The sequence below is a fragment of the Pseudomarimonas salicorniae genome, assembly GCF_023156535.1.
GTDB lineage: Bacteria > Pseudomonadota > Gammaproteobacteria > Xanthomonadales > Xanthomonadaceae > Pseudomarimonas > Pseudomarimonas salicorniae.
This window is the reverse complement of the sequence record NZ_JALNMH010000003.1, coordinates 32,954-51,100: the sequence shown is the minus strand read 5'-3', so window position 1 is coordinate 51,100 and position 18,147 is coordinate 32,954. Positions and strand designations below refer to the sequence as shown.

Genomic DNA, 18,147 nt, shown 5'->3' with positions numbered 1-18,147 from the left:
GCGCTAGGCGGCGCTCAGGCCGCCGCGCCCGGTTCGCGGAACTGCATGCGGTGCAGGGCGGCGTAGAGTCCGCCGCGGGCCAGCAGTTCGGCATGGCTGCCCTGCTCCACCAACCGACCCTGGTCCAGCACCAGAACCTGGTCGGCGTGCTCGACGGTGGACAGGCGATGGGCGATGACGAAGGTGGTGCGATCGGGAATGAGCTTCTCCAGCGCCGCCTGAACCAGCTGCTCCGAGGCGCTGTCCAGCGCCGCGGTGGCCTCGTCGAGGATCAGGATCGGCGCGTCCTTGAAGACCGCTCGGGCGATGGCCAGGCGCTGACGCTGGCCGCCGGACAGCCGGCCACCCTTGTCGCCGATCTCCGAGTCGAGGCCCTCGGGCAGCTTGTCGATGAACTCGGCGGCGTTGGCGATCTGCGCCGCGCGACGCACGGCCTCGGCATCGAACTCATCGCGGCCCATGGCGATATTGGCCGCCACGCTGTCATCGAACAGCACCACCTGCTGCCCGACCAGGGCGATCTGCCGGCGCAGGTCAGCCAGCGGATAGGCCGACAAGGGCTGGCCGTCCAGCAGCACCTCGCCGCTGGAGGGCGTGTAGAAGCGCGGCAGCAGGCGGACCAGGGTGGTCTTGCCCGAGCCGGAGCGACCGACGATGGCGGTGACCGTGCCCGGCCGCGCGCTGAAGCTGATGTCCTGCAGCGCCGACGGGCCTTCTTCCGCGTAGCGCACGCTGACCCGGCGGAACTCGATCTCGCCGCGGGCGCGTCCGAGCGGCTGGCGGCCGGAGTCGTCCTCCTCGTCGGCGTCGAGCACGGCGAAGATCTTCTGCGCCGCGGCGATGCCCCGGGAGAGCTGACTCTGCACCGTGGTGATGCGCTTGAGGGAGGGCAGCAGGGCCATCATCGAGGTCATCAGGGCGACGAACTGACCCGGCGTCAAGCGACCGGCCGCGGCCTCGATGCCGGCGACGAAGATGATCACCGCCAGCGCCGTCGCGCCGAGCAGCTGCACCGTCGAGGAGGAGATGGCCCGTGTCGATTCAACCTTGGTGTTCAGGCCGAGCAGGCGGTCGGCCAAGCTGCGGTAGCGGCCCAGCTCGTGTTCCTGCGCACCGTAGACCTTGACCTCCTGCTGCGCCTGCAGGATCTGCTCGGCGCGGTGGGCGAGCTGGCCGACGTTCTCCTGGATTCGGGTGTTGAGCCGGCGATAGCGCTTGCCGACCGTGGCCACGATGCCGGCGATCAGCGGCGCCACCACCAGCATGGTCACGGTAACCACCGGACTCTTGCTGAACATCACCGCCAGCAGGAAGACGATCAGCAGGGTGTCGGTGATGATCGTCTTCAGCGCCTCGCTGCTGGCCTGGGCGACCTGCTCGGTGTCGTAGTTCAGGCGCGAGACCATGACCGGCACCGGCTCGGCGTCGAAGCGCGCGGTCGGCAGCTTCAGGTACTTGCCCATCAGCGACATGCGCAAGTCGCGCACCACGCTGCGCCCGGCCCGGGCCATGCCGTAGTCGGTGACGTAGGTGGCGATGCCGCGCAGCACGAACAGGCCGACGATCAGCAGCGGATAGAACCAGCTGGCCTCGGGGTTCTTCTCCACGAAGCCCTCGTCGACCAGCGGCTCCATGAGGCTCATGAAGGCAGCGCCGCTGGCTGCCTCGACCACCATGGCCAGCATGGCGACCACGATCAGGGCGCGGTAGCGATGGGCGATGCCCAGCAGACGCCGGTAGCTGGCCCAGGCGTCGGAGTGGCTCTTCTCCGTGCTCACGGCCCGGCTTCGTCCGCGGCGCCGACTGTGGCGATGGAGATGCGCGAGAAGCCGAGCTGACCGAGCACGTCGAGCGCGGTGATCACGGCCTGGTGCGGAGTGCGCGCATCGGCGCGGACCACCACCGGCTGTTCACGCGACTCGCCGGCCACCTGCTGGATGGCCTGGCGCAGCGAATCCGCATCGCGCTTGAGCACCTCCTCGTTACCGAGGTAGTAGCGCCCCTGGGGATCGATTGCCAGGGTCAGCGGCTGGGGCGCCTGGGCGCTGGCCTCGGTGCTGGCCTTGGGCAGGTCGATCTGGATCGAGCTGCGCTCGTCGAAGGTGGTCGTGACCACGAAGAAGATGATCAGGGTGAACACCACGTCGATCAGCGAGGTCAGGCTGATCTCCGGCTCGTCGGCCAGGCGACCGGTACGGAAATTCATCAGCGCGCCTTGCGTGATCCGCCGCGCGCGGCCGGAACCTTGGCCGTGCCGGTTTCCAGCGTATCGAGGAGCAGGATCGCCTGCTTCTCCATCTCGACCACGTACTCGTTCACCCGGCCGCGGAAGTAGCGGTAAAGCATCAGCGCGGGAATGGCCACGCAAAGACCGGCGGCCGTGGTCACCAGGGCCTCGCCGATGCCGCCGGCAAGGCGGCTGGCGTCGCCGACGCCGGAATTCAGGATGCCGAGGAACATCCGGATCATGCCGAAGACCGTGCCGAGCAGGCCGAGCAGCGGGGCCACCCCGGCGATGGTGCCGAGGGTGTTGAGGAAGCGTTCCATCTCGTGGGCGATGTGCCGACCGACGTCCTCGACGCGGTCCTTGATCTGCTCGCGTGGCTTGTCCCGCGCCTCGAGCGCCGTCGCCAGCAGTTCACCCAGCGGGGAGTTCTCGCGCAGGGCCTCGAGATGGGCAGGATCAAGCTTGCCGCGGGCCGCCCACTCGCGCACCTCGGGGCCGAGATCGGCGGGAATGACGCTGCGGCGGCGAAGGGTCCAGAATCGCTCCAGCACGATGGCCAGTGTCAGCACTGCGCAGACCATGATGGGCCACATCACCCAGCCGCCTGCCTTGATCAACTCCCACACGCGCAGCAACTCCTTGCTCGCGGCTCGGCGCCGCGGCGGAAGTGTAGCCTGAGAGCCCCCCGGCCGGCATTCGCGGCGCTCAGGGCCCGGCCGGCGGCTGCTGCCAGAAGCGCGGCGCGTCGCGGCGCTCGACGCGCTCAAGGCGCGCGCCGTAGGCCTCGAACAGGAAACCGATGCGGCCGCTTGCGGCGGTCGACAGCACCGCGCTGCCCGACTGCGCGTAGCGCTCTACGACCTCCGGATGCGGGTGGCCGAAGCGGTTGCCGGCCGAGGCCGAAACCACCGCCCAGCGTGCCGCGACCGCGTCGACGAAGGCCGGGCTCGATGAGCCGCGGCTGCCATGGTGCGGCACCACCAGCAGTTCCGCTCGCAGCGCCGCGCCCTGTTCGCGCAGCAGGCGCTGCTCGATCACGCTGCCGATGTCGCCCGGCAACAGGGTGACCCCGCCGCGGCCCGCGATGCGCAGCACGCAGCTGCTTTCGTTGCCAAGCTCGGGGAAGTGCTCGGGAGGATGCAGCCAGGCGAATTCGACGCCGTCCCAGTTCCAGCGCTCCCCGGCCTGGCAAGGTCCGCCGCCGCTGCGCCCCGGCTCGCCGGACTGCAAGGATGCGTCCGGGAAGGCCGCCCGCACCGCCTCCAGTCCGCCCGCATGATCAACGTCTCCGTGGCTGACCACCAGCCGATCGATCCGCCTGACGCCAAGGGCCCGCAGCGCCGGTACGACCACCGCATCGCCGAGGTCGAAGCCGCCACGCGCGCGGGCGGCGGTGTCGAACAGCAGCGCGTGGTCGGCGGTGCGGACCAGCACCGACAGGCCCTGGCCCACATCCAGCACGTCGACCCGGTACCCGCCCGGCCCGGGCGCGTCGCGCGGCGGCCAGAGCAGGGGCAGCAGAAGCAGGGCTGCCAGCCCCCGGCCCGGAACGCCGCGCGGGGCAAACAGCCAGAGCAGGCCGGCCAGGGACAGACCCAGCGCCAGCGGACCGGGCTCGGGGAGATGCAGGTAGGCAGCGGGCAGTCCGGCCGCCCAGCCGGCCAGGGCCCAGAGTTCCTGCATCGCCAAGCCGGCCAGCTGCAGGAGCGGCAGCGAGAGCAGGGGCCAGGGCAGGCAGAGCACGGATAGCAGCAGCACCGGCACAACCAGCAGGGTGACCCAGGGCACGGCCAGCAGATTCAGCGGGAGGCCGACCAGGGAGCCGCCGCCAAAGAAGGCCACCGACAGCGGCAGCAGGGCCAGTCCCAGCACCAGTTGGGCACGGACCAGGCCGACCAGCGCCGCCCTCCAGCCCTCACCCCGTGGCACGCAGGCCAGCAGCCAGAACACGCCACCGAGGCTCAGCCAGAAGCCGGGCGTGAGCAGAGCGAGAGGGTCCAGCAGCCACAGCGCCGCAGCGGCCAGGCCGAGCGAGTGGCCAAAGGGCACCTCGCGGCGCAGCAGCACCGCCGCCAGCGCCACCCCCAGCATCAGCAGGGTGCGCAGGGTGGGTAGCGAGAGCCCGGCCAGCAGCGCATAGGCTATGGCAGCGGCGAGCGCTGCGAGCGCCGCGGCCTGCGGAAGCGGCACGCGCAGACCGAGAGTCGGAGCGACCAGGTAGAGCAGCCGCGCCAGCAAGGCGGCAAACCCCGCCACGAGACCGATATGCAGTCCGGAGATCGCCAGCAGGTGGCTGAGCCCGGTCTGCCGCAGGCGGTCCCAGTCGGCATCGTCGAGGCCCCGCGTATCGCCGACCACCAGGCCGCGCAGCAGGGCCGGTGCAGCCACGCCGCTGTCTTCGATGTGCCCAGCGATCATCGCGCGCAGGGCGTCGACGCCAGCGCCGCTCTCGAGACGCTCGCCGGGGCCGGCCACGCTGCCGAGCGCGGCGATGCGCGAGACCAGGGCGTGACGCTCGAAGTCGAAGCCGCCCGGGTTGCGCAGCCCGCGCGGCGGTCGCAGGCGGACTGGCAGGCGCCACAGCTCCCCGGGGAAGACCTCGGGCGGCGGCTCGGCGAACCAGCTGAGCTGCAGCCGGCGGCCGATCAGCGATCCCTGCCCTTCCGGTGCCGCTTCGACGATTGCGGCGAAGCGTGCCGACAGCGCATCGCCGCGCGGCAGGCCGTCGACGCGAAGGACCAGCTCAAGCGGCGCGTCCGGCGCTGGGTCGATACGCTCAGAGAGCGCCAGCTGGCCCGCCGTGCCTGTCCAGCCAAGCGCCACGAGCCCCAGGGCCAGCAACCGGGGCATGACGCCACGCGCAGCAAACAGACCCAACCCCAGGGCGAGCAGCAGCCAGCAGGCCCAGGCAGGGGGCAGCCCGGGCAGGCGCAGCACGCCCAGTGAGACCACCAGCAGCCACGCTACTTGCAGCGGGCCGAAGCCCGGATGCGCGCGCGACCCGGCGGCCGCGCTGGTCAATCGGGGCTGGCGTCCAGTGGACGCAGGCTGCCGTCGACCAGCTCCAGCGTGCGGTCAAGCTGGGCGGCGAGGCCCCGGTCGTGGGTGACCAGGACGAAGCTGGTGCCGACCTCGCGATTGAGCTCGCGCATCAGGGCGAACACCGAGGCCGCAGTGCGCGCGTCCAGGTTGCCGGTCGGCTCGTCGCCCAGCACGCAGGCCGGACGCGTCACCAGGGCCCGGGCCACCGCGCAGCGCTGGCGTTCGCCGCCGGACAGCTCACCCGGCTTGTGCTGCAGGCGCTGGCCAAGGCCGACCCGCTCCAGCAGGGCCACCGCGCGATCCGCCGCGGACTCCCTGTCGGCGCCACCGATCATCAGCGGCATCATGACGTTCTCCTGAGCGGTGAACTCCGGCAGCAGGTGGTGGAACTGGTAGATAAAGCCCAGCGCGCGATTGCGCAGCCGGCCGCGGGCGGCATCGGAGAGCGAGGACATGCGCTCGCCGGCCACCCAGACCTCGCCGGCGCTGGCGCTGTCGAGGCCGCCGAGGATGTGCAGCAGGGTGCTCTTGCCGGCGCCCGAGGCGCCGACGATGGCAACGGTCTCCCCTGCCCTCACCTCCAACGACAGCCCGTCGAACACCCGGGTATTGAGACCGCCCTCGGTGTAGGTCTTCGCCAGCCCGGCGCAGCGCAGCACCACCGGCGCCTCAGCCTGCGGATCCCGAATACCCGGTGCCGAATCCCTACTCATAGCGCAGCGCCGCAGCAGGATCGACGCGCGAGGCGCGCCAGGCGGGATAGATCGTGGCCAGCGTGCAGAGGACAAAGGCCACGACCGCGATGGCCGCGACGTCCTCGCGCTGCAGCAGCGTCGGAATGCCGCCGCTGATGTAGTAGACGTCCGAGGGCAGCGCCTCGAAGCCGAAGGTGCGCTCCAGCACGTGGACAACCTTCTGCAGATTCAGGGTCAGCAGCACGCCACCGACGAGGCCGCTGACGATGCCGATGAAGCCGATCAGCGAGCCCTGGACGATGAAGGTGCTCATCACCTGCCGTGGCGTGAGGCCAAGGGTGCGCAGGATGGCGATATCGGCCTGCTTGTCGGTGACCAGCATGACCAGTGAGGACACCAGGTTGAAGGCCGCCACCGCGACGATCAGCGAGAGGATGATGAACATCACCATCTTCTCGGTGCGGATGGCGCGGAAGAAGTTGCTGTGCTCGCGGCTCCAGTCCCGGACCCGGTAGTAGTCACCGAGCTCGGCGGAGAAGCGGTCACCGAGGTCGCGGGCGACCTGCCAGGCAGTGAACATGTCGACCAGCCTGAGGCGGATGCCGCTCACGCCCTGGCCCAGGCGCAACAGCCGCTGGGCATCGTCCATGTGGATCAGGGCCATGCCCAGGTCGTATTGCTGGGCGCCGACCTCGAAGATGCCGACCACGGTGAAGCGGCGCACCTGGGGCAGCGATCCGATCGGCGTGCTGCGGAACTCGGGCACGTAGACGGTGACCTTGTCGCCCAGCTCCACGCCCAGCCACATCGCCAGCTCGCTGCCGAGGACGATGTTGAAGGCGCCGCCCTCGAGTTCGTCGAGGCTGCCACGCTTCATTTTCTCGGCGACCTCGGAGACCTGCGCTTCGCGCTCGGGCAGCACGCCGCGCAGCACGGCGCCCTGCACGCTGGCGCCCTGCAGCATCGCCTCGCCCTCGACGTAGGGCGCTGCGCCCAGCACGCGCGGATCGCTGCGGGCGAGGTCAACGGCCGCCGGCCAGTCGGTGATCGGTGTGCCGGCGCCGGAGATCGTGGCGTGGGCGACCATGCCGAGGATCCGCGTGCGCAGCTCCTGCTCGAAACCGTTCATCACCGAGATGACCGTGATCAGCACGGTCACCCCGAGCGCGATGCCAAGCATCGACACGGCCGAGATGAAGGAGATGAAGTGATTGCGCCGCTTGGCCCGGGTGTAGCGCAGGCCGAGCGCGAGCGGCAGGGGGTGGAACATGCGGCAACCGGTCGCGAGGGAAGCGGAAGCTTACACGCTCGCCGCGGGCGCCGGGGCGCTGGCCGCAAGCATGCGGCCGAGGCTGCGGCGCTGTTCAGCTGAGAGCAGGGACAGCCACAGGACCGCCCTGCGCCGGCGCTCGGCCGCGCCCTCCAGCGCCAGCACCTGCCAGGGCCCGTAACGCTGCACCCCGGTGACGGCGCAGGCCTCGCGCCGATCCGGGTCCTGCCACCACAGCCCACCGTCACTGCCAGCGCTGAGCGTCGCCGCGCCGGGCAGCGTGCGCAGTCCGAGCCCGCCAGGCGCGGCGGCAAGCACCCACAGGCCAAGGCCGATCAGCGTCGGGGCGCCGCTGGCAAGCACCGACAGCAGGCCGAGGCCCGACAGCAGTGTCAGCGCGAGCCCGTGGGCCCGGCGCTGATCGGGCAGCTCAAGCCGGGAGTGAAGCGATGCGTTCAAGGAGCGCGGCAAGGCCGGCATCGTCACAGGCCTCGCGGCCCATCACCCAGCGCCAGAGCCGATCGTCCTCGACGCCAAGCAGGCGCTCGAACTCGGCGCGCTCGGCGGCATCGGCCTCGGGCCAGCGATGGTCGAGGTAGCGCAGCATCAGCTGATCCAGTTCACGCATGCCGCGCCGGCAGCGCCAGCGCAGGCGGCGAAGCTCGGCCTGATCCGCGGCGTGGGCCGAATCGTCCATCGACGGGGCAGGCCGACCCGGCGCGCGCGAGGCCTCAGGCCCCGCGTCGCTGCATCATGAGCTTCTTGATCTCGCCGATCGCCTGCGCCGGGTTCAGGCCCTTCGGGCAGGTGCGGGCGCAGTTCATGATGGTGTGGCAGCGATACAGGCGGAACGGATCCTCGAGGTCGTCCAGACGCGCGCCAGTGTCCTCGTCGCGCGAGTCGACAATCCAGCGGTAGGCCTGGAGCAGGATCGCCGGGCCCAGGTAGCGGTCCCCGTTCCACCAGTAGCTCGGGCAGCTGGTCGAGCAGCAGGCGCAGAGGATGCACTCGTAAAGGCCGTCGAGCTTCTTTCGGTCGGCCGGCGACTGCAGGCGCTCGCGGTCCGGCGGCGCCGCGCTCTGGGTGCGCATCCACGGGCGGATCGAGGCGTACTGCGCGTAGAAATGGGTGAGGTCCGGCACCAGGTCCTTGACCACGTCCATGTGCGGCAGCGGATAGATCGGCACCGTCCCGCCGCGGCAGTCGTCGATGGCCTTGGTGCAGGCCAGCGTATTCGTGCCGTCGATGTTCATGGCGCAGCTGCCGCAGATGCCCTCGCGGCAGGAGCGGCGGAAGGTCAGGGTCGGGTCGATCTCGTTCTTGATCTTGATCAGCGCGTCCAGAACCATCGGGCCGCAGCTGCCCATGTCGACCTCATAGGTGTCGACACGCGGATTCTGACCGTCATCCGGGTTCCAGCGGTAGACCTTGAAGGTGCGCACCTTGCCCTTGGCATCCTTCGCCGGGAAGTGCTTGCCCTTCTGGATCTTCGAGTTCTTCGGGAGGGTGAATTCGGCCATTTTTTAGAGCCCGGGATTCGTGATTCGGGATTGGTCAGAAGCAGGGTTCGCGCGCGTGATTGGCTGTTGCTTGAACGAATCATCAATCACGAATCACGAATCACGGCTCCATCAGTACGTCCGCGCCTTGGGCGGGACGACTTCCACGTCCTTGCTGAGGGTGTACATGTGCACCGGTCGGTAGTCGATGCGCGTGCCGCCCTTCTCGTCGATCCAGCACAGGCTGTGCTTGTGCCAGTTGTTGTCGTCGCGGTCGGGGAAGTCCTCGTGGGCGTGGGCGCCGCGGGACTCCTTGCGGTTCTCCGCCGAAACCATGGTCACCACCGCCTGCGAGAGCAGGTTCTGCAGCTCCAGCGTCTCGATCAGGTCGGAGTTCCAGATCAGCGAGCGGTCCTGCACCGAGACGTCCTCGAAGCCGGCGTGGATCTTGCGGATCTTCTCGACGCCCTCGGACAGGGACTGGCTGGTGCGGAACACCGCTGCGTGGTTCTGCATGGTGCGCTGCATCTGGTTGCGCAGCTCGGCTGTCGAGGTGCCACCCTTGGCGAAGCGGACCTTGTCGAGGTTGGCCAGGGCCTTGTCGCAGGCCGAAGCCGGCAGCGTCTTGTGCGACTGGTTCGGCTTGATGGTCTCCGCGCAGCGGTTGGCCACCGCGCGACCGAACACGACGAGGTCGAGCAGCGAGTTGGAACCGAGGCGGTTGGCGCCGTGCACCGAGACGCAGGCGGCCTCGCCGATCGAATACAGGCCCGGCACCACATGGTCGGGGTTGCCGTCCTTCAGGGTGACGACCTCGCCGTGGTAGTTGGTCTGCAGTCCGCCCATGTTGTAGTGCACGGTCGGCAGCACCGGGATCGGCTGCTTGGTCACGTCTACGCCGGCGAAGATCTTTGCGGTCTCGGCGATGCCCGGCAGCTTCTCGTTGATGACCTCGGGTCCGAGGTGCATCAGGTTCAGGTGGATGTGGTCATTGTCCGAACCGACACCGCGGCCCTCGCGGATCTCGATGGTCATCGAGCGCGAGACGACATCGCGCGAGGCAAGATCCTTGGCGTTGGGCGCGTAGCGCTCCATGAAGCGCTCGCCCTTGGAGTTGGTGAGGTATCCGCCCTCGCCGCGCACGCCCTCGGTGATCAGGCAGCCGGCACCGTAGATGCCGGTCGGGTGGAACTGGACGAACTCCATGTCCTGCATCGGCAGGCCAGCGCGCAGCGCCATCCCGCCGCCGTCGCCGGTGCAGGTATGCGCCGAGGTGGCGGAGAAGTAGGCGCGGCCATAGCCGCCGGTCGCCAGCACGGTGCCCTGGGCGCGGAACAGGTGCAGCTCGCCGGTCGACATGTCCATGGCCAGCACGCCTCGGCAGGCGCCTTCCTCGTCCATGATCAGGTCGAGCGCGAAGTACTCGATGAAGAAGCGTGCGTCATGCGCCAGCGACTGCTGGTACAGCGTGTGCAGGATGGCGTGGCCGGTGCGGTCGGCGGCGGCGCAGGTGCGCTGCGCGGTGCCCTTGCCGTAGTGCGTGGTCATGCCGCCGAACGGACGCTGGTAGATCTTGCCGTCCTCGGTGCGCGAGAACGGAACGCCGTAGTGCTCGAGCTCGATGATCGCGGGGATCGCCTCGCGGCACATGTACTCGATGGCGTCCTGGTCGCCGAGCCAGTCCGAGCCCTTGATGGTGTCGTAGAAGTGGAACCGCCAGTCGTCCTCGCCCATGTTGCCGAGCGCGGCGGAGACGCCACCCTGGGCGGCCACGGTGTGTGAACGGGTCGGGAAGACCTTGGTGATGCAGGCCGTGTTCAATCCCTTCGCGGCAAGCCCGAAGGTCGCCCGGAGGCCGGCGCCACCGGCGCCGACGACGACCATGTCGTACTTGTGTTCGGTGATCTTGTAGGCGGTCATTTCAGGCGCTCATCCGGTGAACACGATGCGACCGATGGCGATCGCGGAAGCCAGGGCGGCCAGGGCGCAGGCGAACATCACGAAGACCTGCAAGGTCACCTCGAGCCATGGGGTGTGAATGTAGTCCTCGATCACCACCTGCAGGCCGAGCCGCGCATGCCAGAACAGCGAGAATACGAAAGCGAGCATCAGCACCGCGTTGAGGGGCTGGGCCAGGGTGGCGCGGACGGTGAAGGCATCTGCCCCCACCATGCAGAGGGCCAGCCAGATGAACCACGGCGTGAGCAGGGCGAGCGCCACGGCGGTGAGTCGCTGGACCCACCAGTGATGGGTGCCGTTCTTGGCCGAGCCGAGGCCGCGGACGCGGGCGATGGGATGCTGGAGACTCATGCTGCACCTCCGTCACGCAGGGCGACCACCCAGATGCCCGCAGTGATCAGCACCGCCAGCACGGCAACGGTCCAGCCGGTGGCATAGACCTTGGGAATCTCGTAACCGTAGCCGACATCCCAGAGCAGATGGCGAATACCGTTCAGCAGGTGGTAGATCAGGCAGGCACTGAAAGCCGCCATCACCAGCTGGCCAAGCGGACTTGCGATCAGTGCGGCGATGCTGGCGTAGCTGTCACCACCCGCCGCCACCGCAACCAGCCACCAGGCCACGCCGAAGGCGCCGACCGCCAGCGCCACGCCGGTGGCGCGGTGCAGGATCGACATCACCATGGTGATCTGCCAGCGGTAGACCTGCAGGTGGGGGGACAAGGGACGAACGCGTTTGTTCGAGGTCACTGTGTGGCTCGCTCTGGTCAGGGTGAAAAGGGGAAGCAGGGGAAACGCCGATCAGAAATCGATGCAGCGGCCGTTCTTCTCCCAGTCGCCGTAGCGGGTCGGATCCGGACCATCCCGGCCACCCACCTCCGTTGGCTTGCGTTCCTGCTCGGTGCCCTGATCCGCGGACTGGTGCTCGCCCTCCCCCGAAGACGCCACGTTTTGGTCCTGGCCTGTCATCATTTGCACCTGAACAGATCGCGCAAGGTTAATACGCACCCCCATGTCGAGCAAGCAAAACGGACCGTTCGATCCTCCGCTGCCGGAGGTGGCAACCGGAAAACTGGAAGCCGTCGACCAACTGCTCGTCGACGGGCCGGAGGCCCAGGCTTTCCTTCAGCGTCAGTGTACGAGCGACCTGCGTGTGCTGGACGTCGACGGCGCAGCGCAATGGTCGGCCCTGCTCAGCGCCAAGGGTCGCGTGCTGTTCCTGTTCCGCCTGCTGCGCCAGGCCGCCGACCGTTTCCTGCTCATCGCTCCCGGGGCCCTTCGCGGCGAGCTCGAGGCCGAACTGCGGCGCTACGTATTCCGCAGCAAGCTCGTGCTGCGCAGCCCCAAAGAGCCGCTGGCCGTTGCCCTGTCGCCCGAGTCACCGGCCTCGGCGCAGGCCTGGGATGCAGACCGCTGGATCCTGCCCGGGTCCATCCCCGACGAGGGGGCCGCTGCGCTCGATGCCGACTGGCAGCATCTCGACACCCTGCGCGGTATCCCGCGCATCGACGTCGCCCTGCGCGACCGCTTCACCCCCCACATGCTGAGTCTGCAGAGGCTGCAGGCGTTCAGCCTGAAGAAGGGTTGCTATCCCGGCCAGGAAATCGTCGCCCGCACCCACTACCTGGGCCAGCAGAAGCGCGAGCTGCTGCGCCTGGTGGGTGATCGCCCGCTTGCGGTCGGAGAGGCGCTGAAGCTTGACGGGCGCGCCGCCGGCGAGGTGATACAGATATCACCGCGCGATCCGCGCCGGGCGCTGGCGGTCGCCTCCCAGGCGGGCGACGCAGCGTCCTTCACGCTCGAGGACGCCGGCGCGGCACGGCGTCTCCCCGCCGAGGACAGGGACTGATGCCAATTGGAATACGAAAGGCTTTCTGCTATAGCCGGGGGCAGGATCAGGGAGGAATCACCATGTTGCGCACGATCGTAATCGCCGCAGCGGCCTTCGCCGCCTGCATGCCAGGCGCCAGCCAGGCGCAGGCCCCCGCCGAGCGGGGCAGCTACCAGCTCGCTGTCGAGCCCTCCTACCCGCCCGAGCAGGCGCGGGAGGTTTACAAGCCGCTGCTCGAGTACCTCGAGAAGGAGACCGGACAGAAGTTCGAACTGGTCGCGGTGCGCAACTACCATTTCTACTGGCGCGACCTGCGTGGCGAAGCGGACATCGATTTCGCCTTCGAGGACGCCCACTTCACCGACTACCGTATGAAGCGCGACGGCTTCGTGCCGCTGGCGCGCAAGGCCGAACCTTCGGTGTTCGTGCTCATGGCCTCCCCGGAGACCGCCGACCAGGGCCTGTCCGGACTCATCGGACGCAGCGTCGTGTCGATGCCATCCCCCAGCCTCGGCTTCGCGACCCTGGCCGAGCTGTTCACCAATCCGGTTTCGCAGCCGGAGATCCGCTCCGAGGCCAGCACCTGGCGCGACGGCGTCGAGATGGTGTTCTCCGGCGATGCGGTGGCCGCGATGGTTCCGGAATTCATCGCCCAGCAGTATCCGAACCTGGTCGAGGTGGCGCGCTCCAAGGCCTTCCCGGGCGCCGCGTTCTCGGCATCGCCCGAGGTGCCGGAGGACGTCCGTCAGTCGGTGCGGGATGCGCTGCTGAAGCTCACCGAGGATCCCGCCTCCTTCGACATCCTCGCCGAACTCGGCATGAGCGCCTTCGTCGCCGCCGAGCCGGACGAGTACGACGGAAGCGAGTCGATCCTCTCCGCATTCTTCGGCTACACCCCGCCGAACTGAGGCCCGCAGCCCCCAGGGCGCGCGGGAATGCCGGGGCCGCGGCAGAACGGATCTCCGCGGTCGCGCCCAAGGGCACTCCCACAGGCTCCATCAAGCAGCCTCGGGAACCCCTATAGGTGCGCCCTGGGCGCGAGCGCAGCGCCATCGCCTGCTCCGGTCCACGGCACGACCTGATCATCTCTGAGGCCACCCCCTTCGTAACCAGCAGCGTCGCCCCTCCTGTGGGAGCGCCCTCGGGCGCGACCGAAGCGCAATGGCCTGCCCCGGTTTACGGACTGACCTGACGGCCCGCCCCTGACGCCTCAGTTGAACGCCTGGCGAAGTTTCTCGTAGGCCTGTTTCTGCGCCTCGGACTCGGGCGCGGGGGCGCGCACCTCGATGACGACGATCTGGTCTCCCGCAGGATCGCCCGGCAGGGTCGAGGGCAGGCCGCGTCCGCGCAGCCGCAGGCGCTTGCCGGCGTCGGAACCCGCCGGCACCTTGAGCTGCACCGGACCGCCCAGCGTAGGCACGCTGATCTCCGCCCCCAGGGCCGCCTCCCAGGGCTTGAGCGGCACGGTCACCCGCACCTCCCGGCCCTCGGTCTGGAACTGGTAGTGCGGTCGATAGACGACCTCGAGCAGCAGGTCACCGCCGCCGCTGGCCTGCCCGGCCAGACGGATCTGCTGGCCGGGAAGGATGCCCTTGGGAATCCGCACCTCGAGCACCCGACCGTGCACGGAGATGCGCTGCTTGCCGCCGCTGTAGATGGTTTCGAGGTCGACCTCGATACGTGCCGTCTCGTTGCCGGGACGCGGCCCCGGACCCGCACCCGGGCCGGGGCCTGCCGAGGTAAAGGGATCCTCTCGGCGTCCACGGCCGAACAGCGACTCGAAGAAGTCGCTGAATCCGCCGCGCGGGCCACCGGGACCGCCATCGCCGAAATCGAACCCGAAGCCCTGACCGAAGTCCGGCGGCGGGCGGAATTCCTCGCCGGCGCGGAAGCCGCGCGAGCGCAGCTGGTCATAGGTGGCGCGCTTGCCCTTGTCGCGCAGCGCCTCATAGGCCTCGTTGACGGCCTTGAACTTGTCCTCGGCCCCGGCCTCCTTGCTGACGTCCGGGTGATAGCGTCGCGCGAGGCGACGGTAGGCCGACTTGATCTCGGCCTCGGTCGCGTCGGGTTTGACGCCCAGGGTCTCGTAGTAATCCTTGAACTGCATGCTGGAACCCGCGCGGCGCCATCCGTGGAAACGGGCTACAGGTTACTTCAGGCGCCGCCTTGACAGGCAGCGGACCGCCCGCACCCCCAGGGGCGCGGGCCGGCCGCCTACCGATCTGGTGGATCAATGCGCCGAGCGGCTCACCTCGATGCGACGCGGAGTGCTCTCCGGACGCTTCGGGATCGAGATCTCCAGCACGCCATGCGCACCGGAGGCGGTGATGCCGTCGGGATTGGCGCTGTCGGGCAGGGCAAAGCGGCGATAGAAGGTGCCGTGGCTGCGCTCGACGCGCGAGTAGCGCTCGGTCTTCTCACGGGCCTCGGTCTTGCGCTCGCCCTTGATCGACAGGATGCCCTTGTCCATGTGGATCTCGATATCAGCCGGATCGACGCCCGGAATATCGGCCAGGATGACGAAGCGATCGCTGTCCTCGCGGATATCGACGCGCGGCGCCCACTGGCTGGTCACCACATTGGACTGGTCACTCTCGGTTTCACCGAAGAACTTGTCGAACACCTGCTTCAGTTCATCCTGCAGGCCATTGTGGCTCTGCCACGGGGAGTAGCGGGTCATGCTCATGGTCTTTCCTCCAGCTCGTCACGAAAGGGCGGCTCGCCGCCCGGATGACTGCAATCTGGGATCGCGCAGAAAAAGTTCAAGAGCGGGTGACGACGCGGGATGGGGGCTATGGGCGCAAGTCGGACATTCGTAAAGAAGACATTCATAGGGTGCGGCTGGCCGCACCGGGCGTACCGTCCGAACGCCCGTATCGGTGCGTCCAAGACGCACCCAATGGGGCTTCGCTGACGCCCAACGAAGCCCGACTGTGGGAGCGCACATGGGCGCGACCGCGGCGCGGCGTATTCACCACAGACCGCGGCCGGAGCGAATCTCCGCGGTCGCGGCCATGTCCGCTCCTACGAAGAGCCCGCCCGATCCGGGGCGGTGGCGAACGTCTGCTTCGCGCCCCAAGCAGACCCCCACCGATCATCAAACCCGCGCATCCCGCCCCCTCGCCCCCTCCACACATTGCGACGCGCTAACATCGGCGCCCCCCCAACCGGAGTCCTGCCCCATGCCCATCCAGATCGGCGAGCGTCTGCCCGAAGCCACCTTCAATGTCGTCAAGGACGGCGTCCAGGCGCTGAGCACCGCGGATGTCTTCGGCGGCCGCAAGGTCGTGCTGTTCGCCGTGCCGGGGGCATTCACGCCGACCTGCTCGGCCAAGCACCTGCCCGGCTATGTCGAACAGATCGGACAGTTCAAGGAACGCGATATCCAGCCGGTGTGCATGGCGGTGAACGACGCCTTCGTGATGGATGCCTGGGGCAAGTCGCAGAGCGTGCCGGAGGGCATGCTGATGCTGGCCGATGGTAATGGCGCCTTCGCCCAGGCCCTGGGTCTCGAGATGGACGCCACCGCGTTCGGCATGGGCGTGCGCAGCAAGCGTTTTGCGCTGTACGCCGACGACGGCGTGGTCAAGGGCCTGTGGGTCGAGGCGCCGGGCGAGTTCAAGGTGTCCTCGGCCGAGCACGTGCTGGCCAACCTGCCGGCATGATCGGGATCAGGTGGCGCCGGCGCCCAGCCAGCGCGCCACCTGGATGCCCAGCAGCAGGGCGGCCACGCCGCCGGCCAGGCTGAACCCGAGGTAGAGCGCGACGTGGCCCCAGCCGGGGCCGCGCTGCAGCAGGTAGAGCTCGATCATCAACGCCGACCAGGTGGTCAGGGCGCCGAGCACGCCGACCATCAGGAAGGCGCGCCAGAGCAGGCCGGCCGGGCCGCGGCCCTCCAGCCAGATCAGCAGGAAGCCTGCCAGCAGGCTGCCCAGCAGATTGGCAGCCAGGGTGCCCCAGGGCAGGCCGTTGCCGGCATGACGCAGCATCCAGCCGCCGATCAGGTAGCGCCCGGCCGCGCCCACCGCGCCGCCGGCCATCACCAGCACCAGCTGCTGCCACCACAGGCTCATTCTCCGCCCTCACGCGCCGCCGCGCGGTCCGCGCGCAGGCGCTCGAGCTTTTCGCGCAGCCTGATCTCGAGGCCGCGGTCGGTGGGCTGGTAGTACACCCGCTCGCCCAGCTCGTCGGGAAACCCGGTCTGGCCAAGCGCGACGCCGTCCTCGCTGTCGTGGTCGTACTGGTAGCCCTCGCCGTAGCCGAGCGACTTCATCAGTTTGGTGGGCGCATTGCGCAGATGCATCGGCACCGGCGTCGTGCCGCCCTCGCGCACATCCGCGCTGGCCGCCTTGTAGGCGACATAGGCCGCGTTCGACTTGGCCGTGCTGGCAAGGTAGATGACCACCTGGGCCAGGGCCAGCTCGCCTTCGGGCGAGCCGATCCGGTCGTAGGCCTCCCAGGCCTGCATCGCCATGGCCAGGGCGCGCGGATCGGCCAGCCCGATGTCCTCGACCGCCATGCGGGTGATCCTTCTCGCCAGATAGGCCGGATCGACGCCGCCATCGAGCATCCGCACCAGCCAGTACAGGGCGGCGTCGGGATTGGAGCTTCGCACGCACTTGTGCAGGGCCGAGATCTGGTCGTAGAACTGCTCGCCACCCTTGTCGAAACGGCGTGTTCGGTCGGCCAGCACCGGGGCCAGCGCATCGATCCCGATGCGCGCACCGGGCTCGGCCTGTTCGGCGGCGATCTCCAGCAGGGTCAGGGCGCGGCGCACGTCGCCGTCGGCGGCCCGGGCCAGCGTCTGCAGCGCCTCATCCTCGATCGTCAGGCCGCGCTCGCCAAGCCCGTCTGAGGCCGACAGCGCACGCTGCAGCGCGGCGACGATGGCGACCTCATCCAGCGCGTCCAGCACGTGCACCCGGCAGCGCGAGAGCAGCGCCGCATTGAGCTCGAAGCTCGGATTCTCGGTGGTCGCGCCGACGAAGATCACCGTGCCGTTCTCGATCCAGGGCAGGAAGGCGTCCTGCTGCAGCTTGTTGAAGCGGTGGACCTCATCGATGAACAGAACGGTCGGCCCCTCGACCGCGGCGCGCGCCTCGGCCTCGGACAGCACCTTGCGCACCTCGGGCAGACCGGACATCACCGCCGACAGCGCGCGGAACGGATACTTCGCGTAGTCGGCCAGCATCCGCGCCAGAGTCGTCTTGCCGCAGCCCGGTGGCCCCCAGAGGATCATCGAATAGGGCTTGCCCGCCTCGATCGCCCGCCGCAGCGGGGCCGACGAATCCAGCAGCCGCCCCTGCCCCACCACGTCATCCAGCCGGCGCGGCCGCATGCGCTCGGCCAGCGGCGCGTGCACATCGGAGGCGAACAGATCGGGCGAGGTGGCGCGAGGCATCGGCGGATTGTAGTGCCAGCCCCTGGCAAGACCCCAACGCCCCTCGCCGGGGTCGCGCTAAACCTATCGCGCACCTGTCGCGGGCAAGCCCGCTTCCACAGGAGAAGCCGGAGCGCCCACCCCCAACCCAAGCGCCGCAGCCCTCCGAATGCAGGAGCGCACATGGGCGCGACCGCAGCGTGTCGTTGTGCCTCAGACCGGGGCAGATCCGCGGCCCCGCGGTC

Annotated in this window: 20 protein-coding genes; 3 read left to right on the top strand and 17 right to left on the bottom strand. The window is 69.1% G+C overall.

Features of this window, described 5'->3' with window-relative positions:
• Positions 1-14: 14 nt before the first annotated feature.
• From msbA to M0G41_RS04605, 13 genes are all read right to left on the bottom strand, one after another.
• A complete protein-coding gene (msbA, locus tag M0G41_RS04665; RefSeq protein ID WP_343226460.1) occupies positions 15-1,778 on the bottom strand; it encodes a lipid A export permease/ATP-binding protein MsbA in 1,764 nt (587 codons plus the stop codon).
• Positions 1,775-2,206: an ExbD/TolR family protein gene (locus M0G41_RS04660; RefSeq protein WP_248205743.1), complete on the bottom strand. Its 432-nt coding sequence runs from the start codon at positions 2,204-2,206 to the stop codon at positions 1,775-1,777. The genes msbA and M0G41_RS04660 overlap by 4 nt, the downstream gene beginning before the upstream one ends.
• Positions 2,206-2,853 (bottom strand): MotA/TolQ/ExbB proton channel family protein, encoded by a 648-nt coding sequence (locus tag M0G41_RS04655; RefSeq protein WP_248205741.1) that lies wholly within the window; start codon positions 2,851-2,853, stop codon positions 2,206-2,208. The genes M0G41_RS04660 and M0G41_RS04655 overlap by 1 nt, the downstream gene beginning before the upstream one ends.
• Positions 2,854-2,932: 79 nt before the next feature.
• Positions 2,933-5,248, bottom strand: a complete 2,316-nt coding sequence (locus tag M0G41_RS04650; RefSeq protein ID WP_248205739.1) for a DNA internalization-related competence protein ComEC/Rec2 — start codon at positions 5,246-5,248, stop codon at positions 2,933-2,935.
• On the bottom strand, positions 5,245-5,982 hold the full coding sequence (gene lolD / locus M0G41_RS04645; RefSeq protein ID WP_248205736.1) for a lipoprotein-releasing ABC transporter ATP-binding protein LolD: 738 nt from the start codon (positions 5,980-5,982) through the stop codon (positions 5,245-5,247). Before lolD ends, M0G41_RS04650 begins: the two co-directional genes overlap by 4 nt.
• Entirely contained in the window at positions 5,975-7,234 is a 1,260-nt protein-coding gene (locus M0G41_RS04640; RefSeq protein ID WP_248205733.1) for a lipoprotein-releasing ABC transporter permease subunit, read from the bottom strand. The genes lolD and M0G41_RS04640 overlap by 8 nt, the downstream gene beginning before the upstream one ends.
• A 30-nt stretch (positions 7,235-7,264) precedes the next feature.
• On the bottom strand, positions 7,265-7,693 hold the full coding sequence (locus tag M0G41_RS04635) for a hypothetical protein (protein WP_248205730.1): 429 nt from the start codon (positions 7,691-7,693) through the stop codon (positions 7,265-7,267).
• Complete coding sequence (locus M0G41_RS04630; protein WP_248205728.1) at positions 7,665-7,931, bottom strand: FAD assembly factor SdhE; 267 nt, start codon at positions 7,929-7,931, stop codon at positions 7,665-7,667. Before M0G41_RS04630 ends, M0G41_RS04635 begins: the two co-directional genes overlap by 29 nt.
• A gap of 34 nt (positions 7,932-7,965) precedes the next feature.
• A complete protein-coding gene (locus M0G41_RS04625; protein WP_248205726.1) occupies positions 7,966-8,754 on the bottom strand; it encodes a succinate dehydrogenase iron-sulfur subunit in 789 nt (262 codons plus the stop codon).
• A 111-nt stretch (positions 8,755-8,865) separates the two neighbouring features.
• The gene (gene sdhA / locus M0G41_RS04620) at positions 8,866-10,653 is read right to left on the bottom strand and encodes a succinate dehydrogenase flavoprotein subunit (RefSeq protein ID WP_248205723.1); all 1,788 of its coding nucleotides are present in this window, start codon (positions 10,651-10,653) and stop codon (positions 8,866-8,868) included.
• Between the two features lie 9 nt (positions 10,654-10,662).
• Positions 10,663-11,043, bottom strand: a complete 381-nt coding sequence (gene sdhD, locus M0G41_RS04615; protein WP_248205718.1) for a succinate dehydrogenase, hydrophobic membrane anchor protein — start codon at positions 11,041-11,043, stop codon at positions 10,663-10,665.
• Positions 11,040-11,414, bottom strand: coding sequence for a succinate dehydrogenase, cytochrome b556 subunit (sdhC, locus tag M0G41_RS04610; protein ID WP_248205714.1), 375 nt, complete (start codon positions 11,412-11,414; stop codon positions 11,040-11,042). Before sdhC ends, sdhD begins: the two co-directional genes overlap by 4 nt.
• Before the next feature lie 78 nt (positions 11,415-11,492).
• Entirely contained in the window at positions 11,493-11,660 is a 168-nt protein-coding gene (locus tag M0G41_RS04605; RefSeq protein ID WP_282452689.1) for a DUF1674 domain-containing protein, read from the bottom strand.
• Positions 11,661-11,703: 43 nt separating this feature from the next.
• Here M0G41_RS04605 and ygfZ point away from each other — a divergent pair, with 43 nt between their 5' ends.
• Together ygfZ and M0G41_RS04595 are read left to right on the top strand one after the other, a co-directional pair.
• Positions 11,704-12,540 (top strand): CAF17-like 4Fe-4S cluster assembly/insertion protein YgfZ, encoded by an 837-nt coding sequence (gene ygfZ / locus M0G41_RS04600; protein ID WP_248205709.1) that lies wholly within the window; start codon positions 11,704-11,706, stop codon positions 12,538-12,540.
• 62 nt (positions 12,541-12,602) lie between these two features.
• The gene (locus M0G41_RS04595) at positions 12,603-13,430 is read left to right on the top strand and encodes a phosphate/phosphite/phosphonate ABC transporter substrate-binding protein (protein ID WP_248205706.1); all 828 of its coding nucleotides are present in this window, start codon (positions 12,603-12,605) and stop codon (positions 13,428-13,430) included.
• 302 nt (positions 13,431-13,732) lie between these two features.
• On the opposite strand, the gene M0G41_RS04590 is transcribed toward M0G41_RS04595, so the two are convergent.
• Together M0G41_RS04590 and M0G41_RS04585 are read right to left on the bottom strand one after the other, a co-directional pair.
• The gene (locus tag M0G41_RS04590; protein WP_248205704.1) at positions 13,733-14,629 is read right to left on the bottom strand and encodes a DnaJ C-terminal domain-containing protein; all 897 of its coding nucleotides are present in this window, start codon (positions 14,627-14,629) and stop codon (positions 13,733-13,735) included.
• A gap of 123 nt (positions 14,630-14,752) precedes the next feature.
• Positions 14,753-15,208 carry an Hsp20/alpha crystallin family protein gene (locus M0G41_RS04585; RefSeq protein ID WP_248205701.1) on the bottom strand — a complete coding sequence of 152 codons (456 nt, stop codon included), beginning with the start codon at positions 15,206-15,208 and terminating at the stop codon, positions 14,753-14,755.
• Positions 15,209-15,704: 496 nt separating this feature from the next.
• On the opposite strand from M0G41_RS04585, the gene M0G41_RS04580 reads away from it, so the two are divergent.
• Complete coding sequence (locus M0G41_RS04580) at positions 15,705-16,187, top strand: peroxiredoxin (RefSeq protein ID WP_248205697.1); 483 nt, start codon at positions 15,705-15,707, stop codon at positions 16,185-16,187.
• Between the two features lie 6 nt (positions 16,188-16,193).
• Here the strand turns inward: M0G41_RS04580 and M0G41_RS04575 are convergent, their stop codons facing one another.
• Both M0G41_RS04575 and M0G41_RS04570 read right to left on the bottom strand, forming a co-directional pair.
• On the bottom strand, positions 16,194-16,595 hold the full coding sequence (locus tag M0G41_RS04575; protein WP_248205695.1) for a CrcB family protein: 402 nt from the start codon (positions 16,593-16,595) through the stop codon (positions 16,194-16,196).
• Positions 16,592-17,923: a replication-associated recombination protein A gene (locus tag M0G41_RS04570; RefSeq protein WP_248205692.1), complete on the bottom strand. Its 1,332-nt coding sequence runs from the start codon at positions 17,921-17,923 to the stop codon at positions 16,592-16,594. The genes M0G41_RS04575 and M0G41_RS04570 overlap by 4 nt, the downstream gene beginning before the upstream one ends.
• Positions 17,924-18,147 lie beyond the last annotated feature (224 nt).